The sequence below is a fragment of the Streptantibioticus silvisoli genome (assembly GCF_027947535.2).
Classification (GTDB): Bacteria; Actinomycetota; Actinomycetes; order Streptomycetales; family Streptomycetaceae; genus Streptantibioticus_C; species Streptantibioticus_C silvisoli.
The window spans coordinates 62,118-87,583 of sequence record NZ_JAAGKO020000001.1 but is presented as its reverse complement, the minus strand read 5'-3'; the positions used below and the strand labels follow the sequence as shown (position 1 = coordinate 87,583).

Genomic DNA, 25,466 nt, shown 5'->3' with positions numbered 1-25,466 from the left:
TTCCGTTGACGTGGTGGAAGCGGTGGACGGTGCCGGCGCTGCGGGTTCCGGCGACGTGGCCGACGCGCCGGATTCCGGGAAAGCCGCGGAAGCGGTGGACGCCGCGGAGCCGACCGGCGCCCTCGGCGGCTGAGCCCCGCGGGGTTGCCCGGTCTCGCGGGGCGGGAGCGTCACGCGTCGTCGCGGGCGGCCGTCACGAGTAGTCGCGCAGCTCGGGCCACATCGTGCCCCAGGGGTGGCGGGGACCGGTGCAGACGTAGACGTGGCCGCCCCATTCGATGTTGTGCACGCCGTCGGGGTTGGAGAGCGTGGCGGCCACCCGGACGTGCCGGAAGTCCCGGCGCAGTTGGGCGGCGTACCCGGGGGCGTAGTCGGGGCCGGGGGCGATGGCCACCACGGTCGTCGCGTGCGGGTTGCCCGGGCCCCACCACCAGTCGGTGTTCTGGGCGCCCGCGGCGGTGGGCAGCCCGGCGCCGCGGCCCAGTTCGTCGACCGCGCCGGCCTCGCTGTAGTCCGCCGCGAAGATCACCGCGTCCGCCCGCTGCCCGGCCGGGAGCCCGGTCCACACCTGCCGTACAGTGCCCACCAGTTGGGGCCAGCCCAGGGTCTCGCCGGATATCGCGCTGGTGCCGTACGTCCACGCCACGTCGGAGGGCGGCAGCACCGGCAGCACGACCACGGCGGACACGGCGGCCGAGATCGCGGTTGCCGTCAGCAGGCCGCGCAGCCGGCCCGGGCGGGAGTGCAGCCACCCGTCGAGCCCCACCGCCCCGGCCGCCAGCAGGCACACGTACAGCCCGCCCAGGTAGTACACCTGCGCCCCGGTCGTCACGGCGAACAGCACGAACAGCACCGCGTACGAGGTCACCAGGCACCGCCACAGCGGCCGGCCGGACCGCCACAGGAACCGCAGGCCCGCCACCCACAGCACCGTCATCGCCAGGCAGGACATGCCGAGCTGCCCCACGATCCAGGTGATGATGTTGATCGCGCCGCCGTGCTCCCCGTTGAGCGCCCGCGTCATCGCCACCATCGCCCACCCGTGCCGCGCCTGCCACCACAGGTCGGGCAGCACCAGCAGCACGGCGATCGCGGCGCCCGCGAGCAGCCGGCGGTCGGCCGTGGTCCGGCGGGCCGGGCCCAGCAGCGCGGTGGCCAGCAGGACGGTTCCGAAGATCGCCGCGAGGTGGTTGAACTCCGAGCCGACGCCGACCAGCGCGCCCACGGCGAGCCACCACCGCGTGTCGCCGGTGCGGCCGATCCGCGCGACCACGAGCGCGATCGCCGCCCACGCCAGCACTTCGTACGACGTCGTGTTGGCGATGTGCCCGCTGCCCAGCAGCACCGGCATGGTGCCGGTCGCGACCGCCGCGAGCAGCTGCGCCCGCCGTGCGCCGCCGAACTCCCGCGCGGTCAGCCCGCCCACGATCACCGTGCCCGCGCTGGCCAGCGCGGGCCACAGTCGCAGGCCCGCCGCCGAGACCCCGAACAGCGACAGCGAGACCCGGGCCAGCAGCGGAGCCAGCGCCGGCTGGTCGACGTAACTCGCCCGCAGGTGCCGGGCGCAGTCCAGGAAGTACAGCTCGTCGCGGTGGAAGCCGTAACGCGACGACAACGCCATCAGCACGGCGAAGACCACCCCCGCGACGGCGAACACCCGCCGGTCCGGCGCGGCGATCCGCCCGTCGGCCTCCCCGGCCCCTTCCGCCCGCCCCGCGTCCACCGCGTCCACCGCGTCCGTCATCCCCGCCCCCGGTCCTCGGCCCCTCGGCCGCGTCGTCGGCCCGGCCGGGGCGCCCGGCGCGCACGGCTCGCGGGCCGCTCGTACCTTACGCACCCGGTCCACGCGCGGTGAAGCGCTTTCCGACCGGTGCGTGGTGGACGGTGTTTCACGGGGGTGTTTCGCGGGGGTGCGCGGGGTGTACTTCGCGGGGGCGCGGGCGGTGTTCCGCGGGCGGCGCGGGCGGCGCTTCGCGGTGGTGGACGGCGAGCACCGGCGCCGCGGTTCGTGCCAGGATGCTTGCCATGTCCGGTCGCGCGCTGAGTTTCGGAGTGATGGCGGAAGCCTACGAACGGTTCCGGCCGGGGTATCCCGGGGAGCTGGTCGACCGGGTGACGGCCTACGCGGGCCGGCCGGTGCGGACCGCCCTGGAGATCGGCGCCGGCACGGGCAAGGCGACCCGCCTGTTCGCCCGGCGGGGGATCGCGGTCACCGCGACCGAGCCCGACGGGGCCATGCTCGCCGAGCTGCGCAAGCACGTGCCGGCGGACGTCAGGACGGTACGAGCCGCGTTCGAGGACGTACGACCGGAGGAGAGGTACGGGTTGGTCTACGCGGCGGCGGCGCTGCACTGGACGAACCCGGAGGGCCGCTGGTCACGGGTGGCGGCGCTGCTGGAGCCGGGCGGTGTGTTCGCCTCGTGCGGCGGGCCGTTCCGGCTGGCCGACCCGGCGGTGGAGGAGGCCGTTCGCGGGGCCCGGGCGCCGTTCCTGGCGAGCGATGAGATCCCGTCACCGGACGGCACCCCCGCGGGGCACGCCATGCAGTGGCCGGGTACGGAACTTCGGCGGTCCGAGTGGTTCACCGACGTTCAGCAGTCGGTGATCGAGCGCCGCTTGACGATGAGCGCCCCCGACTACGTCGGCCACCTCTCGACCGTCTCGGCCTACCTCGTCCTGCCGGCCCCGGAGCGGGAGCAGGTATTCCGCCGGATCGCGCGGGTCCTGCCTGCGACGGTCGCGATCACCGCCGACATCACGGTGCATCTCGCGCGCCGGCGCGACGAGCGGTAGTACCCCGCCCCTCGTTGGTCCGTCCCTCAGTGCTCCGCCCCGCAGTGCTCCGCGCGGTGTGGTCCGCCGCGGTCGGCGGTGGGGGCGGTGGGGTCGGCGGCGGGGCCGGTCCGCCGCCGACCGCTGGACGGCGTGGCGGCCCGCCGGGGTGCCGGCGGGCCGCCACGGCCCGGCGTACCGGGTCAGTCGCCGGTGTTGGTGGCCCAGACCGGACGGCGGGAGCTGTTGTACACGACGACGTTTCCGTCGTCCTGCACGGCGAGGTACGCACCCTCGTGATACGTGCCGGCCGCCCACACCGCTCCGCCGGCGCTGTCGTACACCACGAAGTTGCCGTCCTCCTGGAAGACGGCGCAATTCCCGCGGCTCCAGGAGTTCGGGGCCTGCCAGACGGGGCGGTTGTCCTTGTACAGCACGAAGTTCCCGTCGGACTGCATCCGCAGGATTGCCCGGCCGTTCCCGGACGTCCACGCCTGGTTCTTGCAGATCGTCGCCCGGGGGCGGATAATCGTGTCGCTGTTCGGCATCGCCTTCGCGTAACCGGCGACGGTATTACCGGGCGCCGTTCCGGGTGCGGCGGCGAGAGCGCCCGACGCCATTCCCAGCAGGGCCCCCGACACCATGACACCCCCTGCCACCAGCGCACCAACCCGGACCTTGAAGCTGTTCAGCATATTCCACTCCTCGTGCGGCAATACAGGCGCGAAAGCATGAGGACTTCCGTTCCCCACTCGTCCAGCATTGCGCAGCGAAGTGGCGACACGCAAGGAAAAAATGACGTGGAAAGTCTTCGTATTATATTCTCGGAATACCGTTGCTAAAAATGCCCGGAGGAATCGAAAAGCGAAAACGTTCGATGCGGTCCCTTTTTGATTCGTGATTCCTGATTCGTGATTCGTGTTCTGCGTTTCGCGTTTCGCGTCCCGTGTTTCGGGGGTTGGCGTTTCGGCGTCCGTGTTTCGCGAGTCCAGGGGCGGGACGCCTGCGCTCGCATGACGGAAGCGTCGCTTCTCCGGTCGTCCGTGGCCCGGCGCGGGCAGGCCACCGCTCCGGCGACCTCGCCCCGGCGGCGCCGGCCCCGCGCGCCGCGTCAGCGGGCCGACCGGAGCACGTCACCGGGCGCCTCGGCCACTTCACCGGGCGCCTCGCTTCACCCCGGCGGAGGCGTCCGCGTCCGCCGACCGGCAGGCCACCTCACGGGGCGCCTCGCTTCACCCCGGCGGAGCCGTCCCCGTTCGCCGACCGGCAGGTCACCTCACGGGGCGCCTCGGCCACTTCACCGCGGCGGAGCCGTCCCCGTCCGCCGACCGGCCACCTCACCCCGGCGTCGGTCCCGTCGCGCCGGCTCCGTGGGCCGCGCGTTCGCGGAACTCGACCTCTCCCAGGGCGATGTGGCGGCCGGGGCCGGTGCCGGCCGCCTCGCGGACGGTGAGGCGGACCTCGACGACGTCGCTGATCCCGGTCCGCACCTGTTGCGAGCCCGGGGCGTCGTTCAGCCGCAGCGTCTGCTCGTGCGGTGTCCCGTTCGCCTCGTCGACCAGGAGGTCCAGCACGGTGGCGCGGGCCTGGCTCCGGAAGGCCGCGGGGTCGGGTGACGCACCGGTGGTGATCAGGATGCCGATGAGGCGGAACGGGGTGTGGAACCGGAAGGTCACCGAGGCGCCCAGGGCGGGTGCGGCCCAGTAGCGGTTGGACTTGCCGTCGACGGTGTCGGCCGCGGGGTGCCCGGGGAGGCTGGCGCTGGCCGTGACCGAGTCCGGGGCGACGACCGACACGCCACCGAGCTTGTCCCGTGTCTTCTGGTGGAAGGCGCGGGCGGCCGGGAAGAGCCGGATGCCGCCGAACACGAGGGCCACGAGCAGCAGGAGCATCACGAGGCGGCGGACCAGGTCCCCGGAGCCCCCGGCCCTGACCCGGCGCCGGGAGCGCCGGCGGGAGCGCCACCACGGCAGCGGGGCGGCCACCGCCGTCCCGGCCAGCGGCGCGGCGCACCGCCGGCAGAAGCGGCGCCCGGACTCGTTGGGCGTGCCGCACCGCGGGCAGGGCGGACCGTTCTGGGCGGTCTCGGGGGTGAAGGGGCGTACCACGGGACGGCGGGTGGCGGGTCTGGCGGGGCGCACGGCCACCAGGTCGGGATCGGCCTGCCGCGCGCCGTCATCGGCTCCCGCCGCCGCGGCCGTTCCCGGCGGAGCCGCGTCGGCCGCGGGCACGCCGCCCTCCGGAGCGCCGGGGGCCGTGGCACCGGGGGAGCCGGTGCCCGGTGGAACGGTGCCCGGGGGGACGTCGCCGGCGGAGGCGGCGGGAGCCGGGGCGCTCCAGCCGAGGTAGGCCCCGCAGTTACCGCAGAAGTCGTCCCCCTCGGTGTTGTCCGCTCCGCATTCGGAACACGTACGCACTTATCGACTCCCTTCTGGGCCGGCGTCCACCGTGGGCGGGCCGGTGAGGACCTCGACGCGCCAGCCGAGGTGGACCGGGCACGAGGCCGCGACAACGGTTCGTACCGCCGCCTCGTCGACGGCGGCGACCCGGTCCGGCCAGACGCGCACGAGCAGTTCGCGGGACGGCGCGGGGGCGAGCGGGGCCCGGGAGGAGGCCGACCACGACGCCCCGCCGCAGTCGGTGATCCGCACGCCGACGCCGAGGGTCAGCCGCAGCCGGTCCGCGATGCCGCGCCGGGTGCCCCGCCACCGGTACAGCTCCAGCGCGCGCAGCACGGTGGCCCGCCGCAGGTCGTCCGGTCCGCGGGGCGCGGTGTCCATGCCCACCCAGGCGGCCAGCCAGTCGACGAAGTCGGCGGGCGCGAGCCGGGGGTCGAAGTAGGCGGGCAGGCTGTCGAGGGTGGCGAAGACCGGGGCGAGGACCGTGTCGAGGCCCGCGGTGAGGCGCTGGGCCAGGTCGTCGTCCGCGTAGAGCGCCGGCAGCAGCGAGCCGATCGGGTGCCGGGTGGGCAGTCCCGGCACCGCCTGCCTGCTCACCCGGCACCGCGCACGGTGACCGCCACGTGGTGCCGGTGGGAGAAGATGAGGGCGTCGGGCGCGACGGCGATCCGCTCGGCGGGGTTGCCGCGCACCCCCGAGTCCGGGTTGGCGGGGAACAGCAGCAGTTCCTCCACCACCGCCGTGCCGGCGGCCCGCTGGAGCACGGCGAACACCTCCCCGTACTGCACCGGCCGGCCGAAGGGCCACCCGCCGCCGTCGGGGCCGCCGCGCAGCGGGTTGAGGTAGCGGTACAGGGCCGCCAGCGCGCGCTGCCTGGTGTCGTCGACGTCCTCGGACCCGAGCACCTGGAGCCGGGCGACGACCGTGACACCGAGGTACTCGGCCGGATGGACGACGAGCCGGGTGCCGACCAGGCGCCGCTCGTCGAGGGCCGAGCAGATGAGCTCCAACGTCCGCTCCGCGGGGATGAGTTGCTCGAAGCGCAGCTGGTCGCCCTCGTCGGCCACCGCGTCCGGGACGACCAGGACCCGCACGCCGCCGGCCGCCTCCCCGGTCGCCGGCAGGCACTTGACCCGGGCCACGGAGGGCGCGGCCCGGGCGGCGATGAACTCGAAGTCGTCGGCCGTGACGGCCCGTTCCTGCATGCGCAGCAGATTCGGGGCGCGCAGTTTCGCGTTCTCCACCGTCTCCCCGTCGACGCCTCCCCCCGCCGCCTCGCGGTTGTCGACCCGGGCCACGTAGGGAACGGAACTGCGCAGTACCGAGATGGCGTTGCGGGCGATGTTGCCCCCGGTGCCGCCTCCGGTGCGGTAGCGCGGCACCCGCAGCACCGCGCCCTGCGGCGGGACGGCCCCCAGGCGGCGCAGCGAACCGTCGGGCTCGCGGACCGCGGGCGGCAGGAGGAACTCACCGGCGGTGGCGTCGATCACCACGTGCCGGTCGGCGGGCGACGAGCCGCCGAAGTGGTCCACGACGGTCCACCGCTGCCAGCCGTCGCCGGCCGAGACCTCCACCTCGGGCGGCTCTCCGTCGAGCAGTACCGGGGCCCGCGGCAGCCGGAAGCGCTGTCCGGCGACCCCGTCGGAGGTGCCCAGCAGGGTGTCGGTCACGGTCTCGGCGTGCGCGACGGTCGTGGTGCCGCCGACGGTGAGCACCTCGGCGCGGCTGATGGTGGGCGACTGCGCGTAGAAGGGCTGGCCCGCTTCCGGTGCGGTGACCCGGCAGCGCAACCAGCCGGCCTGGTGGCCGCTGTTGACCGACAGGGTGTGGCCGGGCGGGACGAACACCACGACCTCGCCGGGCCGGTTGAGCCCGCCGGTGCTGTCGCTGCCGGTCTCGCAGGCGGTCCACCCTCCGCCGTCCCACACCTCCCACACCAGCGGCGGCTGCCGCGGGTCCACGCCGACGCCCTCGACGCGGCTGTCGAGCCGGACGACGAGGATGCACCGCGGGACCGCGGCGGACAGGCCGAACAGCACGGCGTCGTTCACCGCCGGCCGCGCCTGGAAGCAGCGGACGTCCGAGCCCTCGCCGATCCGGGTGGTCCGGTCCTGCTGCGCGCCGCCCGCCGGAGCGGTGACCACCCTGTCGAGCCGGGACGGCACCACGGCGAGGTCCTCCACGGTGGCGAAGACCACCGCCTCCTCGGTCTCGCTGCGGACCGTGGACACCTCGGTGCCGGCGCGCAGCGACACGGTCTCCGGCTGGGCGGCCGACAGCCAGAAGTCGACCTCGGCGGTGGCCGCCGCGGGTGGGAACAGCGTGATGCCCAGCAGGTCGAGGAACGCGGTGTAGTTCTTGTCCGGCACCCGGTTGAGGCGGTAGAGCAACTGGTCGACCATGTGGGCGAACGTCTCGATCAGGGTGACGCCGGGGTCGGAGACGTTGTGGTCGGTCCACTCCGGTGCCTGCTGCTGGACGTAGCGCTTGGCCTCATCGACGAGTTGCTGGAACCGGCGGTCGTCCAGGTTCGGGGAGGGCAGTGCCATCAGCGGGATCCTCCGTCGGCGGTGGTCTCCCCGGCGGAGGGGATGGTGTAGAAGGGGAAGACCAGGTTGCGGCGGTCGTCGGTGGACCGCACGGTGTAGTGCACGTCGATGTAGAGCGTGCCGTCGTCGACGCTGTCGAAGGCGACGGCCACGTCGTCGACGTCGATGCGCGGCTCCCACCGCTCCAGCGCGATACGCACCTCGCGGGCCATGCGGCCGGCGGTGGCGACGTCGCCCGGTGCGAAGACGTAGTCGTGGATGCCGCAGCCGAACTCCGGCCGCATCGGCCGCTCGCCGGGAGCCGTGCCCAGGACGAGCCGGATGGCCTCCGCGATCTCCCGGTCCTTGTCGACCATGCCCATGCCGCCGGTGGCGCTCACCCTGAGCGGGAACGCCCAGCCCCGGCCGATGAAACCGCTGCTCACAGGACTCCTCCGATCAGGACGTTCATCGCGCCGGCCAGGATCTCGGCACCGCAGGCGGTCTGGTCACCCATCCGGGCGGCCGGCACACCGCCGATCAGCACCACGCCGGTCGCCGCGGACAGCGCGGGCAGTACGACGTCGAGCGGGCCGAGTTCCAGCTCGTGGACGGGACAGACGTGCAGGCTGCCGACGACGGCCGCCGGCCTGCCGCCGATGAGGACCGTCTCGACGGCGGGGAATCCCGGCGGCGGCAGCGTGATCACGCCGCCGTGGTCGGTGGGGTCGCCCGTCCTGGCTGCCGGGGGCATCACTCGTCTCCGTTCCGGGGTCGTCGGCGCCGCCGGCGGTGGCCGGGGCGGTGGGTCGCCGGTCAGTTGATACGCACCACGGGCGCCTGCAGGCCGACCGATGTCTTCCCGCGCAGGTTCAGCACGCCGCCGTCCAGGGTCACCGTGCCTGCGTTCACGCTCACCGTGCCGACCGCGGCGTCGAGTTCGACCTTCGTGCCCTTCAGGCGCACCGTGCCGGTGCCCGCGTCCAGGGTGATGCCGGACCGGGAGAGCTGGACGGCGCCGACCTGGCCGCCGGCCGCGTCGAGGACGGTCAGCGAGATCGCCCCGCCACCGTGGTCGAGCCGCACCTCCAGCCGGCCGTCGCCGCTGGCCAGCCGCACCCCGGCGCGGCCGGGGCCGGAGTCCTCCAGCAGTTCCAGCCGGTGACCCGAACGGCACACCAGCGAACGGCGGTTGGCCGTACCGCCGTCGCCGACCAGCCGGACGTCGTGGGCCGAGGGGTGGTCGACGCCGTTGTAGAGGCCGCCGAGCACGTAGGGGCTGTCCAGGCTGCCCTGCTCGAACCCGACGAGCACCTCGTCGTTGACCTCGGGGCCGAAGACCCCGCCGCCCTTCGTGCCTCCCCACTGGACGGTCCGCGCCCAGTCCGAGACGTAGTCGTCGTCCAGCCAGGGGAACCTCAGCCGCACCCAGCCGCGGTCGGCGCCGCCCGGCTCGCGGATGTCGGTGACGACGCCGACGGCCAGCCCCGGCATCCGGGCGCCGCGGGCCGCCGCGTTGGCTCCGGTGACCAGCCCGGTCAGGGACCTGTCGGGGGAGGCGCTGACGGTGACGGTCGTGCGGTAGCCGCGGTGCGGTTCGACGACGTGGCGCACCGAGGTGACGGTGTAGCGGCCGGAGAACGCCGGGCCCACGTTGCCCAGGGCGGCGGGGACGCCGGCGCGCAGGTGCGGGTTGCCCTCGGCGACCGCCTCCAGCTCGGCGAACCCGGCGGCCACCCCGGCGGCCACCGCCCCGGCGACGGCGGTCGTCTCGGCCTGCGTGCGGTAGGGGGAGTCGGTGACGGTCAGCCGGGCGGCGGCACCGAACGCGGCGGCGGCGGTCGAGGGGGCCAGCCCCGGCAGCGCGGTGGTGCTGCGCACCGCCGGCGCGCTGGCGGTCAGCGGCCGCTTGGTGGCGACGTCCCAGCCCCGCGCCTCGACGGTGCCCGCGCCGTCGGCGCCGGTCAGCACCCCGCGCAGCTCCAGCAGGTTGCGGCCGTACTCCAGCACCAGCGGGTTCTGCGGCGCCGGTGTCGCGGGGTCGGGGGCGGAGGAGGCCGGCTGCGGGGCGGTGAACTCCAGCAGGCCCTCGTCGTCGCACCGCAGCTGGGCCCCGCACTCGCGCGCCAGGTACTGGAGGAACTCCCAGTCCGAGACGTTGGCCTGGGACAGCTGCTGGTGGACGACGGGGAAGGAGTCGACGCGGCCGCACGCCAGCCCGGCGCCCGCCGCGACCTTGCGGACGATGTCGCCGGTGGTCATGTTGCGGAACGCGGCGACCTTGCGCCCGCGCGTCAGCCGGTGGGTGCGGGCCGACGCCCGTACGACGGTGAACGACCCGGTGCCGTCCATGTCCAGCTCCAGCGCGGTCACCTCGCCGGTGAACAGCTGGACGCGGGTGTTGCCCTGGACGGTGACCACGGAGACCGTCAGGCGGGTGCCGATGGTGATGCCGGTGGCCGCCAGCATCCCGTGGTACGGATCGCGGTAGGTGAGCACGGCGGTGTCGGGCAGCCCGACGCTCGAATCGACGTCGCAGCCCACGAGTTGGTTCGCCCACGCGGTCGGCAGCGGTCCCGGCGCCTCGACGACCGGGTCGGCTGCGAAGGCCCGCCCTCCCCGTGCTTCCGGCGTGGTCACCGCTGTCCCCCTCGCGTCGACTGCTCGGGGGCGGGCACGATCAGCTCGGTGCCGGGCGGCAGGACCATGGGGTCGTCGATCCCATTGGCCTCGGCGATCGCCCGCCAGGCCGTGGGGTCGCCGTACTCCTGCCAGGCCAGCAGCGGCAGGTTGTCGCCGGCGACCACCCGGTGGCTGCTGCGGGCGTCCACCGAGCCGGACGTCGGGTTCTGGCCGGGCGGGTCGACACTCGCCTCCTCGATCCCTATCGCACAGGTCGCGCGCAGCGGTTTGCCGTCCACGTCGAACAGGGAGTACGACACGGACAGGTCGGACAGCACCCCGTCGAACGACGTGGTCGTCGACACCCCCCAGTCCAGCCGCATCCAGGGGCTGGCCGGGGTCTTCCTGGCCAGGCTGGCCGGCGTCGGCACGCAGCAGTCCATCAGCTGCTCGACGGCCTTCTGCACGGAGTCGTCGTGGGTGGCCGTGGCGTCGAGGAACACCTCCAGGGAGAGCGACCGGGGGCCGCTGCCGACGAACTCCGGCAGCGCGGACTCGCCGGCCATCCGCGACGGGCTGCGCCGGTACTCGGTGCTCTTGCGCAACGTGAGCGTGCCGGGGTTGAACTGGAGGGACAGCCGGGCGATGGTCCCGCCGGGCCGGGCGCCGACCTCCGCCGGGGGTTCCATGATGGTCAGTTGGGCACGGGCGTGGTTCGCGGGAACCGCTGACGACAACGGGTTACTCCTTTCCGTCCGGAGTGGGTGGTCCGAAGGGCCCGCCGCGGCGGGCCCGGTCGCAGGTCAGGACGGGCGCAGACCGGCGTGGGCGATCTCCAGCGTCTCCACGGCCGCCTGGGAGCCGGCCGGATCGAAGGACGGTCCCTGCCACCTGACGGGCACGATGCCGAGCACCTGCCAGCTGACGATGCGGCTCAGGTCGGGCCGCAACGCGGCGATCTCACCGTCCTTCGGCTCCACCCGGTGCACGATCTCGTCCAGCCACCGGGCGATCTTGGCGGTGTCCGCGGTCACCGCCCTGGTCAGCGTGATGTGGGACCAGGTGATGCGTCCTGGCAGCTGCCAGGAGAAGCCGTTGTTGCCGCCCTCGGCGTAACTCTCCACCTCGACCTGGGCCCCGAGGCCCGAGCAGGTGGTGAACTCCCCCAGATCGTTGCCGCCGATGGTGAGCGTGAAGAACACGCTGGTAGCGAAGATGCCGTCAGAACTCATGCCGATCGTCTCCTTTCCCTGCCGCCGGTCGTGTTCCTGTCCCTGTTTCCGTTCGTGGCCGTGGCCGTGGCCGTGTTCCTGTTCCTGGTCCTGGCCCCGGGTGCGGTCGCCGCCTCGCGCGCGCCGGTCAGCGGCGTCCGTCGTGCGGGCGTCCGGCGCGTTCCCTGCCCCGGCGCAGGTCCGTTCGCAGTAGCCTGCTCACCGGCTCGATCAGCCTCCTGGCCAGGTCGTCGATGTCGAGGCCGGCCACCGCTCCGGCCTCCCCGCCCGCGGTGGCCGGACCCCGTTGGGGTGATCCGGCGGGCCGGGGCGCGGGCACGGCCGTCAGCGGCACGCCGGTGACTCCCGCGGCGGCGGCCGCCCGCTGCACCGCCTGCGCCGGCGGCGCGGCGGTCCGCGGGGGCGGGGTGGGCCGGGTGGTTCGCGGGAGCGGAGCGGGCTGGGCGTTTCGCGGGGCGGGCGGTGCGGCCCGGCCCGGTGCCGACCCGCTCCGGGCCGCACCGGCTGACGGCACCACAGGCAGCGGCACCGCGTCAGCCGCCGCGCCGGCGGCCGACGCCGCCCTTCCCGCGCCGGCGGGCGGGCCGGTCGCGGTACGCCGCACGGGAGCGGTCACCGGTCGCGGGGAGAGCGCGGCGGCCGGCGTCCCGGGCGGGTGCGGCTTCACGGCTACGGGGGAGGTCGCGGGCGGATGCGGTCGGACGATGGCGGGTGAGGTGGCGGATGGATGCGGTCGGGCGACGGCGGGGGACGTTGCGGGCGGCGCCGTCGGGGAACGCGGACCGGCCGCGACGCCGTGCGGGTCGCCGGGTACGGCTGTGGCACCCGGTGGTACGAACGCGCCGTCGGGCGGGCGTGGGAGGCGCCGCCGCCGGCCGGGGGACGGAGGCTGCGCGCCCTGCGGATGGCCCGCGGCCCCGGCGCGCTGCACGACCGGCCCCCTGCCGTCCGGCACGGCGCTTGCGGCGTTGCCCGGCGCGGTCCGGGGTGTGGCCAGGGGCTTCGCGGATTCACCGGAGGCGGGACCGACCGCTGGGGGGACGCGGTCGCGCAGCCACCTGGTCCGCGCGACCGGTACGGCAGGAGCGCGGTCGCCGGTCGTCGCGGGGGCGGCGAACGCGCCGCTCGGGGCGGGCAGCGCCGTCAGCGGCCGGGCGGCCAGCAGGGCCCGGGTGCGGCGCACCGGACCGGTGGGCGGCGAGTGACGGTCGGCCGAGGCAGGGCGCGGGCCGTCGTCCGGCACCGCCGCGACGCCGCTGGCTCCGGCGGAACGGCTGTCGGGCTCCGGCCTGGCGGATCGGGGTGCGGGGCCGAGGGCGGACACGGCTGCGGATGCGGGCGGCCGTGCGGGACCCTTCCGTGGCTCGGGCAGGGCCGGCGGTGTGGTGGCGGCGCCTCCGGTCGACGTTGCGGAACGCCGCAGGACCGGGGCACCGCCCTCCATTACGCCGGCGGGGAGCCGCTGGAGGGAGACGGTGCCGCCGTTTCCCGGAGCCGGTACCGAGGTGGGCGTGCCGGTGGAACCGGTGGCGGGCTGCGGGGGAGGCGCCGTCGCGGAGGCGGGGTTCGGGCCGGAGGTGATCGGGGCCGGGGTCCGGGGCCGCGTGGGGAGCGGTGGCGGCTGCGTGGCGGAGTCCGAGGTGGTTACCGGAGAAATCCGCCGGGCTGCCGACCCGGAGAGCGGCACCAGTTCCGGAGCGTCGCCCACCGCTGGCGGCGCCGCCGGGTCGTGCGGACGCGCTGCCCGTTGAACGGGGGCCGGTGCGGGCGCTGTTGCCGTTCCGGTGGTGGACGTCGGCCCAGGCGCTGACGGTGTGGGGGACCCCGCCCCGGGAACCGTCGGCGCGGCGGACGACGGCCCCGGTGAAGGCACCACCCGCTGAACGGTGACCGGTCCGGCCGCAATTCCCGTACCCGTGGCGGACGTTGGCGCCGCAGTCGGCAGTGCGGCGGATGCTGGTCCGGGAGTTGACGGTGAAGCGGATGCCGTCCCGGGAGTTGACGGTGCGGTGGACGGCGGTCCGGAGTCGGCCGGTGCGGTGGACGGCCCGCGAACTGCCGCCGACGTGGCGGACGTCGGGCCCGGCAGTGTCGGCGTCCGCTCACCCGCTGACGGATCTGCCTGCCGCGACGGCGCGGAGGCCGGCGCGGGCTGCGTGCGGAGCGGGCCGATCCGGGGTGCGGTGCGACCGGGGGCCGCGGCGGTCGGGGGCAGGGCGGGCAGCGGCAGACCCAGGCCGCCGCGCGTGCGTGCCGACGGCTGGTCGACGGGCCGTGACCCGGTCGTCCGTGCGGCGGTGGAGTCGCCGCGCGGGGCAACTCCCGCCGTGCCCCGGGCCGGTGCGCGGACGCCAGGATGCGGTACGGGGTGGACGGGCGGCGGCGTTCCGTGGGACCGGCGCTGGACGACGGGCGCCGCCTGTCCCGGTGCGGTGCCCGAGGGGTCGGCGGCGGTCCGCACCGGTGTCGCGCTCGCGGGCAGCGTGGTCAGCGGCGCGCCGAGCACGGGGCGCGGCGGCAAGGGCGTCGCGCCGCCGGCACCGGCCGGGGTATGCCCGGTGCGGGAGCCGGCGGTCGGCGTCGCCGCACCGGAGCCCGCCGGCGGCTGCGCACGACGCGTCGTCCCGGCGCCGGCAGCCCCGGCATCCGCCCCGGTCCCCGCCGCAGACGCCGCGCCCGCCGCAGACGCTGCCCCCGCAGACACCACGCCCGCCGCAGACCTCGCACCCGCCGCAGACGCCGCACCCGCGGACGCCACGCCCGCCGTAAACGCCGCACCCGCGGACCCCGCACCCCCCGCGGACCCCGGACCGGCCGAAGGCCCCCCAAGCGCGGAACCCCCGAGCGAAGCCCCCGCACCCCTCGGCGCGATCACCGTGACCCTGCGGACCGGCGTAGGGTCCACGCGCCGGGCCACGGTCAGCGGTGAGGTCAGCGGCCTGGGCCTGACGGCCCGTACGGAGGATGTCACCGGGGCGACGGGGTTGGCGGGCCCGTCCGGTTCCGTCCGGTGCAGGGTGGGGACCGGCAGGTCGGACCGGTCGTCCACCGGCGAAGGCGGCACGGGCAACGGCAGTGCCGATGTCGGTGCCGGCGGGCCAGCGACCGCGCGGAGCAGCCCGGCGGGGGCCGAGGGCAGCACGGCGTGGCCCAGGGTGCCGAGCAGGGACGGGTTCTGCCAGCCGGCCAGCCGCGACCTGAACCGCAACCCGTCGCTGACGCCGACCGCCGACCGTACGATGGTGGTCTCCGGCGCGGCGACCGCCCGCCAGCCGCCGTCCCACGCGGTGCCGGGCCCGTCCGCCCGGCCGTCGTCCGGCACGCGGTCCGCTGCGGTGCCCGGCGGGCCGGGCCGGCGCCCGAGACGTGTCCGTTTGGCCACGCGTGTCACCCGCCCTCGTTGACGCGGGTGTTGATCCTGGCGATCTCCCGCACCCAGGTGCGGCGTTCGGCGTGCGGCAGGTCGAGGATGTCGTCCCGACGCCAGTGGAAGTGATAGGCGACGTACGCGACCTCCTCGTGCAGCCGGCCGGGCGCGTACGTCACGATTCCCCCAGGCGGCCGCCCGCGAGGTCGATCTCGAAGGAGCCGTCGCACTGCGGGCAGGTGACCGCGGCACGGGTGTGGCCCTCGCTGTTGACACGCTGGTAGAAGTCCTGGAGGAACGCCACGTCGGTGGCGTACATCCGTTCCACCACGCCGGTGTGGACGTCGGTGATGTCGCCGAGCCGGGTGATGACGTGACTGAGCAGCACGACGCTCAGGTAGGCGGGGTTCTCCTTGACCCGCAGGTCGATCTGCGGCATGAGCTCGTCGCGCGCGGTGGCCAGCCGCATGGCGCCGTGCCGGTGCAGCACGCCGTCGTCGTCGAGGTAGCCGCGGGGCAGTTCGAACTCGAACTCGGTGCGCAGCAGGTGACGCCGGTCCTCCCGGGGGCCCGGCTGCCGGGCGGGCGCGGTCGCCTGCTGCGGCGCCGGGGCCTTCTCGATGAGTTCGTCCAGACCGATGCGTCGCCTCATTCGACGGTGATCTCCTCGAACGTGATGGTCACCGTCTCGGTCGCCGCGGCCGACTCGCCCGCGGACAGTGACGGGCCCTCCCACTTGCTGGCCCAGGCGTTGGACAACTGGATGCGCCGCAGGGTGGCGCCGGTGGTGTCCTTGATCTCGATCGTGAGGTTCTGCCGGGCGGTGTTGACCGCGCCGTTGTTGATGGTCTCCTTGATCCAGCTGGTGAACGCGCTGCTCTTGTCGAGGCCGCGGGTGATCGTCACCTCGCCGGGCAGCCGGGAGCCGGGCTGCTTGCGGACGATCAACTTGCCCTGCTGGGTGACCTGTTTGTACTCGACGACGTCCTGGTCGACGGTGAGGTTGCTGACCTCCTTGACCGACTCGACGTTGTAGCCGCCGAGTTGCACGCCGAAGATGTGTGTGGAGAGCGGATCGCCTTCAGCCACGGCTGTCTGCCACCTTCCGGGTGGTCCGGACCCTGCGGGTCACTCGTCTACCAGGCTCGTGCTGTCGGAGAACTGCGCCAGCCGGAACACGACGAACTCGGCGGGCTTGACCGGACAGACCCCGATCTCGCACACCACCCGTCCCAGGTCGATGGACTCCTGCGGGTTGTTCTGCCGGTCGCACTTGACGTAGAACGCCTCGGCGGCGGTGCGGCCGAACAGGGCGCCGTTGCGCCACTCCTCGGTCAGGAACGCCGTGATGTTGCGGCGGATGCTGGACCACAGGCGGTCGTCGTTGGGCTCGAAGACCACCCACTGGGTGCCCAGCAGGATCGACTCCTCCAGGTAGTTGAAGAGCCGGCGGACGTTGAGGTAGCGCCAGGCGGGGTCGGAGGAGATGGTGCGGGCCCCCCAGACGCGGACGCCGCGTCCGGGGAAGGCGCGGATGCAGTTCACCCCGATCGGGTTGAGCAGGTCCTGCTCGCCCTTGCTCAGCCGGATGCCCAGGTCGACCGCGCCGCGCACGACCTCGTTGGCCGGTGCCTTGTGGACCCCGCGTTCGGCGTCGCTGCGCGCCCAGACGCCGGCGATGTGCCCGCTGGGCGGGACCAGGGTGTTGCGCCCGGTCGCCGGGTCGAACACCGTGATCCACGGGTAGTACAGCGCGGCGTACCGGGAGTCGAAACCGGCCTCCTCGACGCGCCAGGTCCGTACCTGCTGGGCCGTGAGGTCCGGCGGGGCGTCCAGCACCGCGACGCGGTCGCCCATCTGCTCGCAGTGCGACATCACCGCGAGCTGTACGGTCTTGACGCCCTCCGCGTCGATGTCGCCGCGCCGCAGGGCGCTCATCAGGTCGGGAACGGCCACCATGGTGATCTCGTCGATGGCCTCAAGGCCGGCGAACCCGGTCCGCGCCGCCGGGTCGCCGACGTACTCCGCGGCGTCCAGCCGCACCGCGCCGGACGCGGGGTCGGCCGCCGGCGCCGGGGCGAGAGCGGTGGTCCGCCGCTCGGGACGGCCCGGCGCGGCGCCCGGCTGCTCGGTGACCCTGACGAACCGGGAGTCCTTCAGCTGGGTGAGCAGGTAGCCCTTGACGCTCTTGCGCGTCGAGACATCGAACGTCTCGACCACCCGGCCGCCCTGGCGCACCAGCAGCTTGAAGCGGTCCTCCGGGACGTTCTCCCCCTCGGCGTCGGCGATCTCCACCGACAGGTCGGCGCCGGCCTCCGGCAGGGCGGTGAAGAGGAAGCCCCCGACGGCGGTGGGCTCGGGCCGCGGCCGCTCCGGGGCGGCCCCGGCCCCGCCGTCCCCGTCCTCGCCGGCGGTACCGGCGGCACCGCCGATCCGGACGACGTAGGCGGACCCGCCGCCGTTGGCGAAGAACCCGTACACCGCGTGCGCCAGGTAGGTGCCCTCGGTGAAGCTGCCGAAGCGCTGCACGTACTGGTCCCAGTTGGTGACCAGGGTGGGTTCATGGAATGGGCCGGTCCCGGCGAAGCCGACGAAGGCGGCGACGGCCGTGCCGACCCCCTCGATGGGCCGTGCTCCGGACTGGACCTCCTCCACGTAGACACCCGGAGTGAGGTACGAAGGCATACGGGTTCTCCTTCGGCTGGTCGTTCGGACGACGCTCCGAGTCTGCTGGGACGGCCCGCGATAGGGGATGTCCCGGCAGCCCCAACGTGGGGCAGTGACGTTGCCCCGCGAGGCAGTTGGCGCGGCGCAGCGGTCCGCGTTCCGGGGACGCGGGCCGGCCCGGTCCGGGGGCTCTTCGGCGGAGGACGGGGGCGGGGGCTCGCGTGGGCGTCAACGGCTGCTCGGGCAGGGGGCGTTCACGGGTGGGCGTCAACGACCGCTCGGGCAAGGGGCGTTCACGGGTGGGCGTCAACGACCCACCGCTAAGAAGTCGTTCGCGGTCCGTAGGTCAACAGCCGCTCGGGCGGCGGTCTTTCATGGGTGAACGCCACCCGCCCTCGCGGAGCCAGCGCCCCCGCCCCCGCGGAGCGAACGCCCCTCGCGGAGCGAGGCTCACCCGCCGCTTGCGGAGTGGTCCGCGGTGAGCCAGGGGCCGAAGTCGCTTTCCAGGACCAGGCGGCCGAGCTTGCGGTACTCCGCCAGGACCGCGGCCATCACCTGGGCCATGCCGAGCGGGCCGCCGGATTCCGCGGCGCGGTAGGCGGCGGTCACCGCGCACGCGCGGATCGAGCCGCCGGCGAGTTCGAAACGCCGGGCGCAGCGGTCGAGGTCGAGGTCCGCGGCGCGCGGGATCGCGGTGCCCAGGCACCGGTCCCACAGCGCCCGGCGCTGCCCGGCGTCCGGCAGCGGGAACTCCGCGATGACGTCCAGCCGGCGGGTGAACGCCTCGTCGAGGTTGGACCGCAGGTTGGTGCTGAGGACCGCGATGCCGTCGAACGCCTCCACGCGCTGGAGCAGGTAGGCCGACTCCACGTTGGCGTGCCGGTCGTGGGCGTCCTTGACCTGGGAACGTCTGCCGAAGATCGCGTCGGCCTCGTCGAAGAGCAGGACGCCGTTCACCCGGGACGCCTCGACGAAGATCCGCTCCAGGTTCTTCTCCGTCTCGCCGATGTACTTGTCCACGACGCCGGACAGGTCCACCACATAGAGCGTCATGCCGAGTTCGGCGGCGACCACCTCGGCGGACATGGTCTTGCCGGTGCCCGACTCGCCGGCGAACAGCGCGATCACCCCGTGGCCGCGGCCGCCGCCGGGGCGCATGCCCCACCGGCCGAGCACCTGGTCGCGGTGTTTCGCGCGCAGGGCGAACTCGCGCAGTTGCCGTTCGGTCGACGGCGGCAGCACGAGGTCCCGCCATCCGACGGCGGGCTCGATCCGGCGGGCGAGCCGGGCCAGCCCGGTCCCGTTCTGCGCCCGCACGGCCGCGCGCAGGTCGCCGACGGTCACCGGACGGTCCAGGGCCGCCGCGCTGCGGACGGCGACGGTGGCCGCGCGTTCGACCTGGTCGGTGTCCAGCCGGTAGGTGGCGGCCAGTTCGGCGAGGCCGTCCGGGGCCGGCGCGGGCGGGTGGCCGTGGCGGGCGGCCGCCGCGGCCAGCGTGCGGGTCCACAGTTCGGTACGGCGGGCGGGGCCGGGCACGGGAACCGTCATCACCACCGGGCTCTCGCCCGACCACGCCGGGTCCCAGCCGTGGGCGGCGTGGGTGACCACCGGCACGCCGCGGGTGGCGTCGCACAGCTCGCGCAGCAGCCGGCTCCCGGGGGACCGGTGCGGGGACAGCCGCTCCAGCGGGCCGAGGACAAGACCGCCGCCGCTCAGCCGTGCCTCACGGGCCAGCGCCCGCAGCCGCTCGGGCTGGTCGGGCTCCCCGGTGAGCGCCGCCGCGTCCAGCACCAGGGGGAGCAGAGCGGCGGCCCGCAGCGCGTCGACGGCCAACTGCCCGGCCCGGCCCGCCTCGTCGACCAGGTGCACCGGCCCGCCGGTCGCCACCGCCGCGGCGATACGGCGGGCCGTCCCGCTGGCGGGGTCGAGCTGGTCCGGGGGACCGAGGGGGACATGGACGAAGCCGTCGAGGGCGTCGTCGAGGGTGTCGTCACCGAGGAGGTGGGCGGTGATCCGGTCCGGTGCCCGCAACTCCCTTGACAGCAGCGGCCGTTCACTGTCCAGAACGTGCAGCAGCCCGTGGGCGATCAGGGGGGACCGGGCGGCGAGGCGGAAACGCCCGGGGCCGGCCGCCGGCAGGCCGCACAGTTCCAGGGCGAGCCCGATGGTGGGCCGGCGCCGGGTGAGGTCGTCGTTGAGGTAGCCGTAGAGCCGTTCGAAGCAGGCGTCGACGTCGGGGGCCACGGCCACCAGCAGCAGTTCGACGTCCAGCGGCGACAGACCGAAGGCCGCCGCCATCCTGCCGAGCCCCGACCCCGGCGGCGCCTCGGGCGGGTCGGGCGGCGCCGCGGCCGGGCAGTGCGGGCCGGCGGGGGAGGCCAGGAGCCGCTCGGCCGCCTCCGGCGTCAGGTACTGCCCGCGGTACGGGTCGTCCGGGTCGGGGTCGACGGCCCGGCGGGCCAGGACCGCTTCCGCCACCCGGCGTTCGAGGTCCCGGAGCCGGTTCCTCACGGCGTCGGCGACGGCCTCCGGGGCCTCGGGGACGACGCCGGTCCCCACGGTCACCGCTCAGGCCCGTGCCGTCGCCGGCGGCCCGGCGGCGGCGGCCGGTCCCGGCCCGCGGCGAACCCGTCCGCCCGTGCGTCGCCACCTCGCGCGTCGCCCTTTCGTGCCTCGCCACTCCGCGCGTCGCCGGCCCCCGCCTCGCCGGCACCGGCGTACCGCAGCCGGCGTCCGGGGACCGCCTCGCCGTCGGGGGCGTCGGGGGCGCCGGGGGCGCCGGGTGGAGCGGCCCGTACGACGAGGCCGTCGGTGACCGCGGGGGCGGCCGGGGTGCGGGCGCCGGACAGCGGGGCGAGGACGCGCAGGTCGACCGAGGGTTTCAGTTCGCCGCCGAGGGCCGACCACACGTCGGAGACCGCGGGGGTGTTCTCGCCGCGCGCCGAGGTGTCGAGGGCGACGGTGAGCCCGAGTTCGGCGAGGCTGCCGGTCAGCAGCGCCGGGGGCACGCAGTCGTGGCGCACCAGGCAGCGCAGGACGTCGGACAGCAGCCGGTGTTCGTCCTGCGGGCGGTTGGTCCACGCGGTCACCAGGTAGGCCAGTTCGAACCAGCGCGGAACGGCCAGGCGCGCGGCGATCGTTCCGTCGTCGGCGAACTGCGCGCTCTCCCCGGCCTGCCGGCGGGCCGCCTCCTCGCGGATGCCGTGCAGGAAGACGCTGACGGTCGGGGCGTTGCGCCGCGCGGCCCAGTCCCGGGTGGGCGGGTCGAAGACCAGCTCGACGCCTCCCTCGCACAGCCCGGCCCCGGTCAGCAGCAGCCGCAGCGCCTCGTCGACCTCGTGGATCATCGCCGCTCCACTTCGTCCGGCGGCCCGATGCTGCCGCTGACCACCAGGAAGTCGCAGGTCACCGGGGAGAAACCGGGTCCGCGGGCGGTGATGGTGCGCGGTCCGGTCTGGTCCTTGGCCAGGATGAGCAGTTGCCCGGCGAAGGCACCGTGGCCGTCCGGGACGGTCGGCGCCGCCGCCGCGGTGATGCCCGGGTTCCAGCTGAACCGCACGGGAACGCCCGGCGGGAAGTCGGTGCCGCGTACCGAGGTGACGAACCCCGGCTTGCCGATCGGCGGTACGGCGACGATGCGCGGTTGCAGGACGCGCACCGGCGTGGTGGCCGTGTTGTCGCCGGTGTCGGGATCGGTGCCGGTGGTCGTCAGCGAACCGGTGACCGTGGTGCGCAGGGCGGCCCGGGGCTTCAGCACGACCTGGACGGCGGCCGTGGCCCCCGGTGACACGTCGGCCAGTTCGCACACGCCGGCCGCGCAGCCGGCGGGCAGCGGCTCGGTCGGCACCTTCGGCGGCAGTCCGAGGGTGAGCTCCAGCCCGGTGGCCGGCGTGCCGGGGCCGTCGCGCACGGTGTAGGTGAGGGTGACCCGGCCGCCGACGTAACCCGGATCGGGTTGCGCGGTGAGGGAGAGCGCGGGGCCCGAGGCGGGCGGCGGCGGCACCCCGATGGACGGCGACGGTGACGTGGACGGAGGTGACGTGGGCGGAGGTGAGGAGGGGGGTGGGGACGTGGGCGGTGGTGAGGAGGGAGGCGGCGTCGGGAGTGTGGCCACGACGGGCACCACTGTGGGCCCGGTGTTGTCGCTGGTCGGGTCCGGCAGGTCACCGCAGACGGTCCACACCAGTTGGTGGTCGCCGATCGTGGTACCGGTGACGGTGGCCGTCACCGGGACGCTCCGGCCGGGCGGCAGCAGTCCCAGGCGGCACTGGAGGGACGCCGCGTCGCAGGTCCCGGTCGCGGTGGTCAGCCCGCTCAACCGCACCCCGGTGGGCACCGACACCGTGAGGACGGTGTTCGGCGAGGGCAGCGGACCGTGGTTGGTGACCGTGACGACCACGGTGGTGCGGGAGCCCGGCCGGACCGGCGGGGTGGTCGGCGGGGCGCTGAGCGACAGGTCGGTGGACGGCTGGACGTCGGGCTCCTTCTGCCGGCCCGGCAGTCCGCTGTCGAGCGGGGTGAGGGTGGCCCGGGCGACGTCGTAGACCTCCAGCTCCTCGGGGGAGTCGAGCGCCTGGGCCCGGCGGGCGGTGAACACCAGCTGGGAGCCGTCGGAGGACCAGGCGACGTCCCGCGGCTGGAAGGGGCCGTCCGCCGAGCTGTCCGGCAGCTCCCGCCGGCACGCGTCGCTCCCGGTCAGTCCCAGGGGCAGTACGACGCGGCAGCCGCCGTCGCCCGACACGACGAGGACGCCGGTACGTCCGGTGCCCGGGGCGTCGGCGACCTCGCGGTTGAAGGCGAGGTCCCCGCCGGCGGGGGAGTAGGCGGGGGAGTCGTCGACCACGGCGCAGTCCCCCGGGCACACGGTGGTGCTGACGTCGGTCTGCGCCCCCAGGCCGGGGAAGGCCGCCGTCCAGATGTGCTTGCTGCCGCCCCGGCCGTCGACCGTCTCGGTCCGGGTGAAGGCCAGGTGCCGTCCGTCGGGGGCCCACGCGGGCTGGGCGTCGGAGGCGTCCGGCTGGTCCGCCGGCGGTTGCACGGTTCCCACCACGGCGCCGTCGGCCAGGTCGGCGACGACGACGCGTCCGTGGTCGGGGTCGGTGGTGGCCCTGCCCGGGTCGGTCATGGTGAAGGCGACGAGGCTGCCGTCGGGCGAGACGACCGGGTCGGTGTCCCACTCGTGCGTCCCGCGACCGGGCAGGTCCAGCGGGTGCGGGTCGGAGCCGTCGGCGTTGACCTCCCACAGGCGTTCGATCCGGTCGTCGGCCGGGCCCTCGAAGCGGGTGACCACGATCCGTTGTCCGTCGGGCGTGTACGTCTGCCGCTCGGTCCACGGGTCGTATCCGGCGGCCGGCTCGAACAGCGGGTCCTTGTCCGGGTCGGTGTTGGTGTCGGCGGCCGGGTCCTCGGTGAGGATGCTGACGCCCAGGTCGCGCGGGTCGGACCCGTCGGGGCGTACGTCCTCCAGGTCGGCGGTGCCGGGGCTGCCGGCGCTGGTCTGGCCCACGACCGGTCCGCCGGAGACCGGATCGCCCAGCCAGGTCGGCGGGCCGACCGTGCGGGGGTCGTCCAGCACGAGCTGCGTCTCGCACGAGGGCAACTGGGTCCGGTACAGGCGGGGGTAGGACGTCGGAGCGCCCCCGGAGGCGTCGGGGCTGAGGAACAGCACGTCGTCGCCGCCGGGCAGCCACGCGGCGGCGCTGGTACGCCAGCCGGCCTGCGTATCGGTGAAGAGCGGGCGGTCGGCGCCGTCCGGCGTGGTGATGCGCAACCGGGGGCCGGTGTCGCCGCCCTGGTCCCAGGTGTAGGCGATCAGGTCGCGGTGCGCGGCGTCGTCCACCGGGTTCCAGACGGGCTCGACGGCGTCGCCGACCGCGACGTCGGTGATCCGCACGGGCGTGCCACCGGCCAGCGGGCGTACGTACAGCTGCGCGTGCCGGGGGTCGGCGGTGCTGGAGTAGGCGAGGGTGCGCCCGTCCGGGGAGACCGTCGGGGACGTCTCGGCGGCCGGTGTGTCGGTGAGCCGCCGCAGCCCGGTGCCGTCGGTGCCGACCAGCCACAGGTCGCGCTGGGTGCCGCCGCCGGTGCCCCCGGGCTCCGCGGAGTCGAAGACCACGTCCCGGCCGTCGGGGGTCAGCCGGGGGTGGGCGGCGTCCATGCCGGTGGTCAGCCGGCGCACCGCCCCGGAGGCTTCGCGCAGGTAGACCTGGGGCTGCGCGGAGTCCCGCAGGCTGGTGAAGACCAGGAGGGAGCCGAGAGCCGACGGGTCCTGGTCGAAGTGCTGGGGGCCGGGGCCGAACAGCGGTGCGGTGCCGGTCGTCCCGGTGACCCGCCCCAGGCCGAGGTGGTCGGTGCCGGCGAACGCGATCCGCCCGGCGATGCCGGAGACCGCGGCGACGGCCGGCCGGGCGGCGACCGGTGCCCGGGCCGGCAGGGTCAGGGCGCCGCCGGCGAGGGCGAGCAGCGCCAGGGCGGCGGCCGGCCGGGCCGACCGCCGCGTGGGCCTCACGAAGCCGATCGTGCCGATCACGCGTACCTCACAGACCGGATGCTGGAAGAGCGGGGTGACGACCGCAGTCTTCAGGCCCGGGCGGCGGACAGCCAGGGCCGCCGGGCCCCGCGCGGGGGTAGCGGCGATGCCCGTGCGGGCAGCCGCGGAGGACCGGGCGGCGCCGCGTCAGATGAGTCCGTGCCGCATGGCGTACCCGACGGCGTGGGCGCGGTTGCGCAACCCGAAGCGGGTCGAGACCTCGTGCAGGACGTTCTTGACGGTGCGTTCGGAGTAGGCGGTACGGGCCGCGATCTGGCTGGTGTCGAACCCGTCGGCGACCAGCCGGAGCATCTCCGCCTCCCGGGTCGTCAGCGGCGACAGCGTCAGGCCGCGCGGGTCGAGCATGGTCCGCTGGAGGCTGCCGACATGGTCGAGCAGCTGTCCCAGCAGGTCGCCGGGCATGACCCCCTCACCGTTGGCGAGTGCGGTCACCAGGTGGACGAGCCGGTCCTGGTCGGCGTCGCAGCGCCGCAGGACCGCGGCGACCCCGCACTCGACCACGGTCTGGAGCCCGCTCGGTTCGAAGTGCCCGACGACCAGCCCGACCCGGACGGTGCCGCCGCGCTGGAGCCGGCGCAGGTGCTCCACCACGCTCTCGTTGAGCCGGTCGGCCACGGTCAGCGAGACCACCGCGCCGTCCGAGGCGTCCAGGGTGAGCAGTTCCACCTCCGGCCGCTGCCGCAGCTGCTGCACCAGGCCGGCGTGCAGGATCAGGTCCTCGGCGTAGACCGCGACCGGTATCCGGCGTGCCGGGGGCCGGGCCGTGGACCGTGGGGACAGCAGCGTCCCCGGACGTAAGTGCTCGACCGGTTCGCGACCGCCAGAGCTCTGCTCGAACGCCGTCATCTGGGCTCCGTTCCATTTCTTCTGTGCCGGTGGGGGGTTGGAGGTGCCGTGCGGGTCGGGACGGATCAGGGCGGATCGGGCGGCGGCGCCCGGCGCGGTGATCTGGCGCCTGCTGCGTCGCGCCGCTGGCGTTGCGGACTCCCGGCCGGAGGCTGGGGGAGCAGGGCGCCGGAGCGGCCCGGTGGTTGGGTGGCACCGGGGCGTTTCGGCGACGCCGCGACGGGCGGTGCCCGGCGTCGCGAGCCCGCCGGGGTCCACGGGACATGCCCTGGGGGCCGCGGCTCGCCCGCCGGTGCGGGGTGGGGCGGTGGCACGATCCGTGCCGCGCGGTGTCCGTGGCGCCGCCACGCTCCCGGCCGTCCGTCCGCGGCAGCGGGCCGTTCGGGGCGGCGGGTCACGGGCCGGGCCGGGGCGCCGGGGCCGTGCCGGGTGCGGCGGGGCAGCGCCGGGGTGCTCCCGCGGGCACGGTGCTGTGCCCGGGCC

At 75.2% G+C, this 25,466-nt stretch carries 20 protein-coding genes; 1 reads left to right on the top strand and 19 read right to left on the bottom strand.

Going from position 1 to position 25,466, the window contains the following annotated elements; genetic code table 11:
* Positions 1–193: 193 nt before the first annotated feature.
* Positions 194–1,744, bottom strand: a complete 1,551-nt coding sequence (locus POF43_RS00290) for an ArnT family glycosyltransferase (RefSeq protein WP_271323835.1) — start codon at positions 1,742–1,744, stop codon at positions 194–196.
* A gap of 311 nt (positions 1,745–2,055) precedes the next feature.
* Here POF43_RS00290 and POF43_RS00285 point away from each other — a divergent pair, with 311 nt between their 5' ends.
* Positions 2,056–2,793 carry a class I SAM-dependent methyltransferase gene (locus tag POF43_RS00285; RefSeq protein WP_271323836.1) on the top strand — a complete coding sequence of 246 codons (738 nt, stop codon included), beginning with the start codon at positions 2,056–2,058 and terminating at the stop codon, positions 2,791–2,793.
* Between the two features lie 182 nt (positions 2,794–2,975).
* Here the strand turns inward: POF43_RS00285 and POF43_RS00280 are convergent, their stop codons facing one another.
* The 18 genes from POF43_RS00280 to POF43_RS00195 all read right to left on the bottom strand — a co-directional run bounded on the left by POF43_RS00280 (position 2,976) and on the right by POF43_RS00195 (position 24,983).
* Positions 2,976–3,467 carry a hypothetical protein gene (locus tag POF43_RS00280; protein WP_271323837.1) on the bottom strand — a complete coding sequence of 164 codons (492 nt, stop codon included), beginning with the start codon at positions 3,465–3,467 and terminating at the stop codon, positions 2,976–2,978.
* 642 nt (positions 3,468–4,109) lie between these two features.
* The gene (locus POF43_RS00275; protein WP_271323838.1) at positions 4,110–5,189 is read right to left on the bottom strand and encodes an NADase-type glycan-binding domain-containing protein; all 1,080 of its coding nucleotides are present in this window, start codon (positions 5,187–5,189) and stop codon (positions 4,110–4,112) included.
* Complete coding sequence (locus tag POF43_RS00270; protein WP_271315362.1) at positions 5,190–5,768, bottom strand: phage tail protein; 579 nt, start codon at positions 5,766–5,768, stop codon at positions 5,190–5,192.
* A complete protein-coding gene (locus tag POF43_RS00265) occupies positions 5,765–7,720 on the bottom strand; it encodes a putative baseplate assembly protein (protein WP_271323839.1) in 1,956 nt (651 codons plus the stop codon). The genes POF43_RS00270 and POF43_RS00265 overlap by 4 nt, the downstream gene beginning before the upstream one ends.
* Positions 7,720–8,145: a GPW/gp25 family protein gene (locus POF43_RS00260; RefSeq protein WP_271323840.1), complete on the bottom strand. Its 426-nt coding sequence runs from the start codon at positions 8,143–8,145 to the stop codon at positions 7,720–7,722. Before POF43_RS00260 ends, POF43_RS00265 begins: the two co-directional genes overlap by 1 nt.
* Complete coding sequence (locus POF43_RS00255; RefSeq protein WP_271323841.1) at positions 8,142–8,453, bottom strand: PAAR domain-containing protein; 312 nt, start codon at positions 8,451–8,453, stop codon at positions 8,142–8,144. Before POF43_RS00255 ends, POF43_RS00260 begins: the two co-directional genes overlap by 4 nt.
* Positions 8,454–8,515: 62 nt before the next feature.
* Complete coding sequence (locus POF43_RS00250) at positions 8,516–10,339, bottom strand: VgrG-related protein (protein ID WP_282704347.1); 1,824 nt, start codon at positions 10,337–10,339, stop codon at positions 8,516–8,518.
* The gene (locus POF43_RS00245) at positions 10,336–11,058 is read right to left on the bottom strand and encodes a CIS tube protein (RefSeq protein WP_271315357.1); all 723 of its coding nucleotides are present in this window, start codon (positions 11,056–11,058) and stop codon (positions 10,336–10,338) included. Before POF43_RS00245 ends, POF43_RS00250 begins: the two co-directional genes overlap by 4 nt.
* A gap of 66 nt (positions 11,059–11,124) precedes the next feature.
* Positions 11,125–11,553, bottom strand: a complete 429-nt coding sequence (locus tag POF43_RS00240; RefSeq protein ID WP_271315356.1) for a phage tail protein — start codon at positions 11,551–11,553, stop codon at positions 11,125–11,127.
* A gap of 127 nt (positions 11,554–11,680) precedes the next feature.
* Positions 11,681–11,887, bottom strand: coding sequence for a hypothetical protein (locus POF43_RS00235; RefSeq protein WP_282704346.1), 207 nt, complete (start codon positions 11,885–11,887; stop codon positions 11,681–11,683).
* A 3,053-nt stretch (positions 11,888–14,940) separates the two neighbouring features.
* Positions 14,941–15,099 (bottom strand): DUF6760 family protein, encoded by a 159-nt coding sequence (locus tag POF43_RS00230; protein WP_271318023.1) that lies wholly within the window; start codon positions 15,097–15,099, stop codon positions 14,941–14,943.
* Positions 15,096–15,572, bottom strand: coding sequence for a hypothetical protein (locus tag POF43_RS00225; RefSeq protein WP_271318024.1), 477 nt, complete (start codon positions 15,570–15,572; stop codon positions 15,096–15,098). The genes POF43_RS00230 and POF43_RS00225 overlap by 4 nt, the downstream gene beginning before the upstream one ends.
* Positions 15,569–16,009 (bottom strand): phage tail protein, encoded by a 441-nt coding sequence (locus POF43_RS00220; RefSeq protein ID WP_271318025.1) that lies wholly within the window; start codon positions 16,007–16,009, stop codon positions 15,569–15,571. The genes POF43_RS00225 and POF43_RS00220 overlap by 4 nt, the downstream gene beginning before the upstream one ends.
* A 39-nt stretch (positions 16,010–16,048) precedes the next feature.
* The gene (locus tag POF43_RS00215; RefSeq protein ID WP_271318026.1) at positions 16,049–17,605 is read right to left on the bottom strand and encodes a phage tail sheath family protein; all 1,557 of its coding nucleotides are present in this window, start codon (positions 17,603–17,605) and stop codon (positions 16,049–16,051) included.
* Positions 17,606–18,037: 432 nt separating this feature from the next.
* On the bottom strand, positions 18,038–20,146 hold the full coding sequence (locus tag POF43_RS00210; protein ID WP_271325718.1) for an ATP-binding protein: 2,109 nt from the start codon (positions 20,144–20,146) through the stop codon (positions 18,038–18,040).
* A 2-nt stretch (positions 20,147–20,148) separates the two neighbouring features.
* Positions 20,149–20,934, bottom strand: coding sequence for a Pvc16 family protein (locus POF43_RS00205; protein WP_282704345.1), 786 nt, complete (start codon positions 20,932–20,934; stop codon positions 20,149–20,151).
* Positions 20,931–24,095: a hypothetical protein gene (locus POF43_RS00200; RefSeq protein WP_282704344.1), complete on the bottom strand. Its 3,165-nt coding sequence runs from the start codon at positions 24,093–24,095 to the stop codon at positions 20,931–20,933. Before POF43_RS00200 ends, POF43_RS00205 begins: the two co-directional genes overlap by 4 nt.
* Positions 24,096–24,263: 168 nt before the next feature.
* Positions 24,264–24,983 (bottom strand): LuxR C-terminal-related transcriptional regulator, encoded by a 720-nt coding sequence (locus tag POF43_RS00195; protein ID WP_271315172.1) that lies wholly within the window; start codon positions 24,981–24,983, stop codon positions 24,264–24,266.
* Positions 24,984–25,466 lie beyond the last annotated feature (483 nt).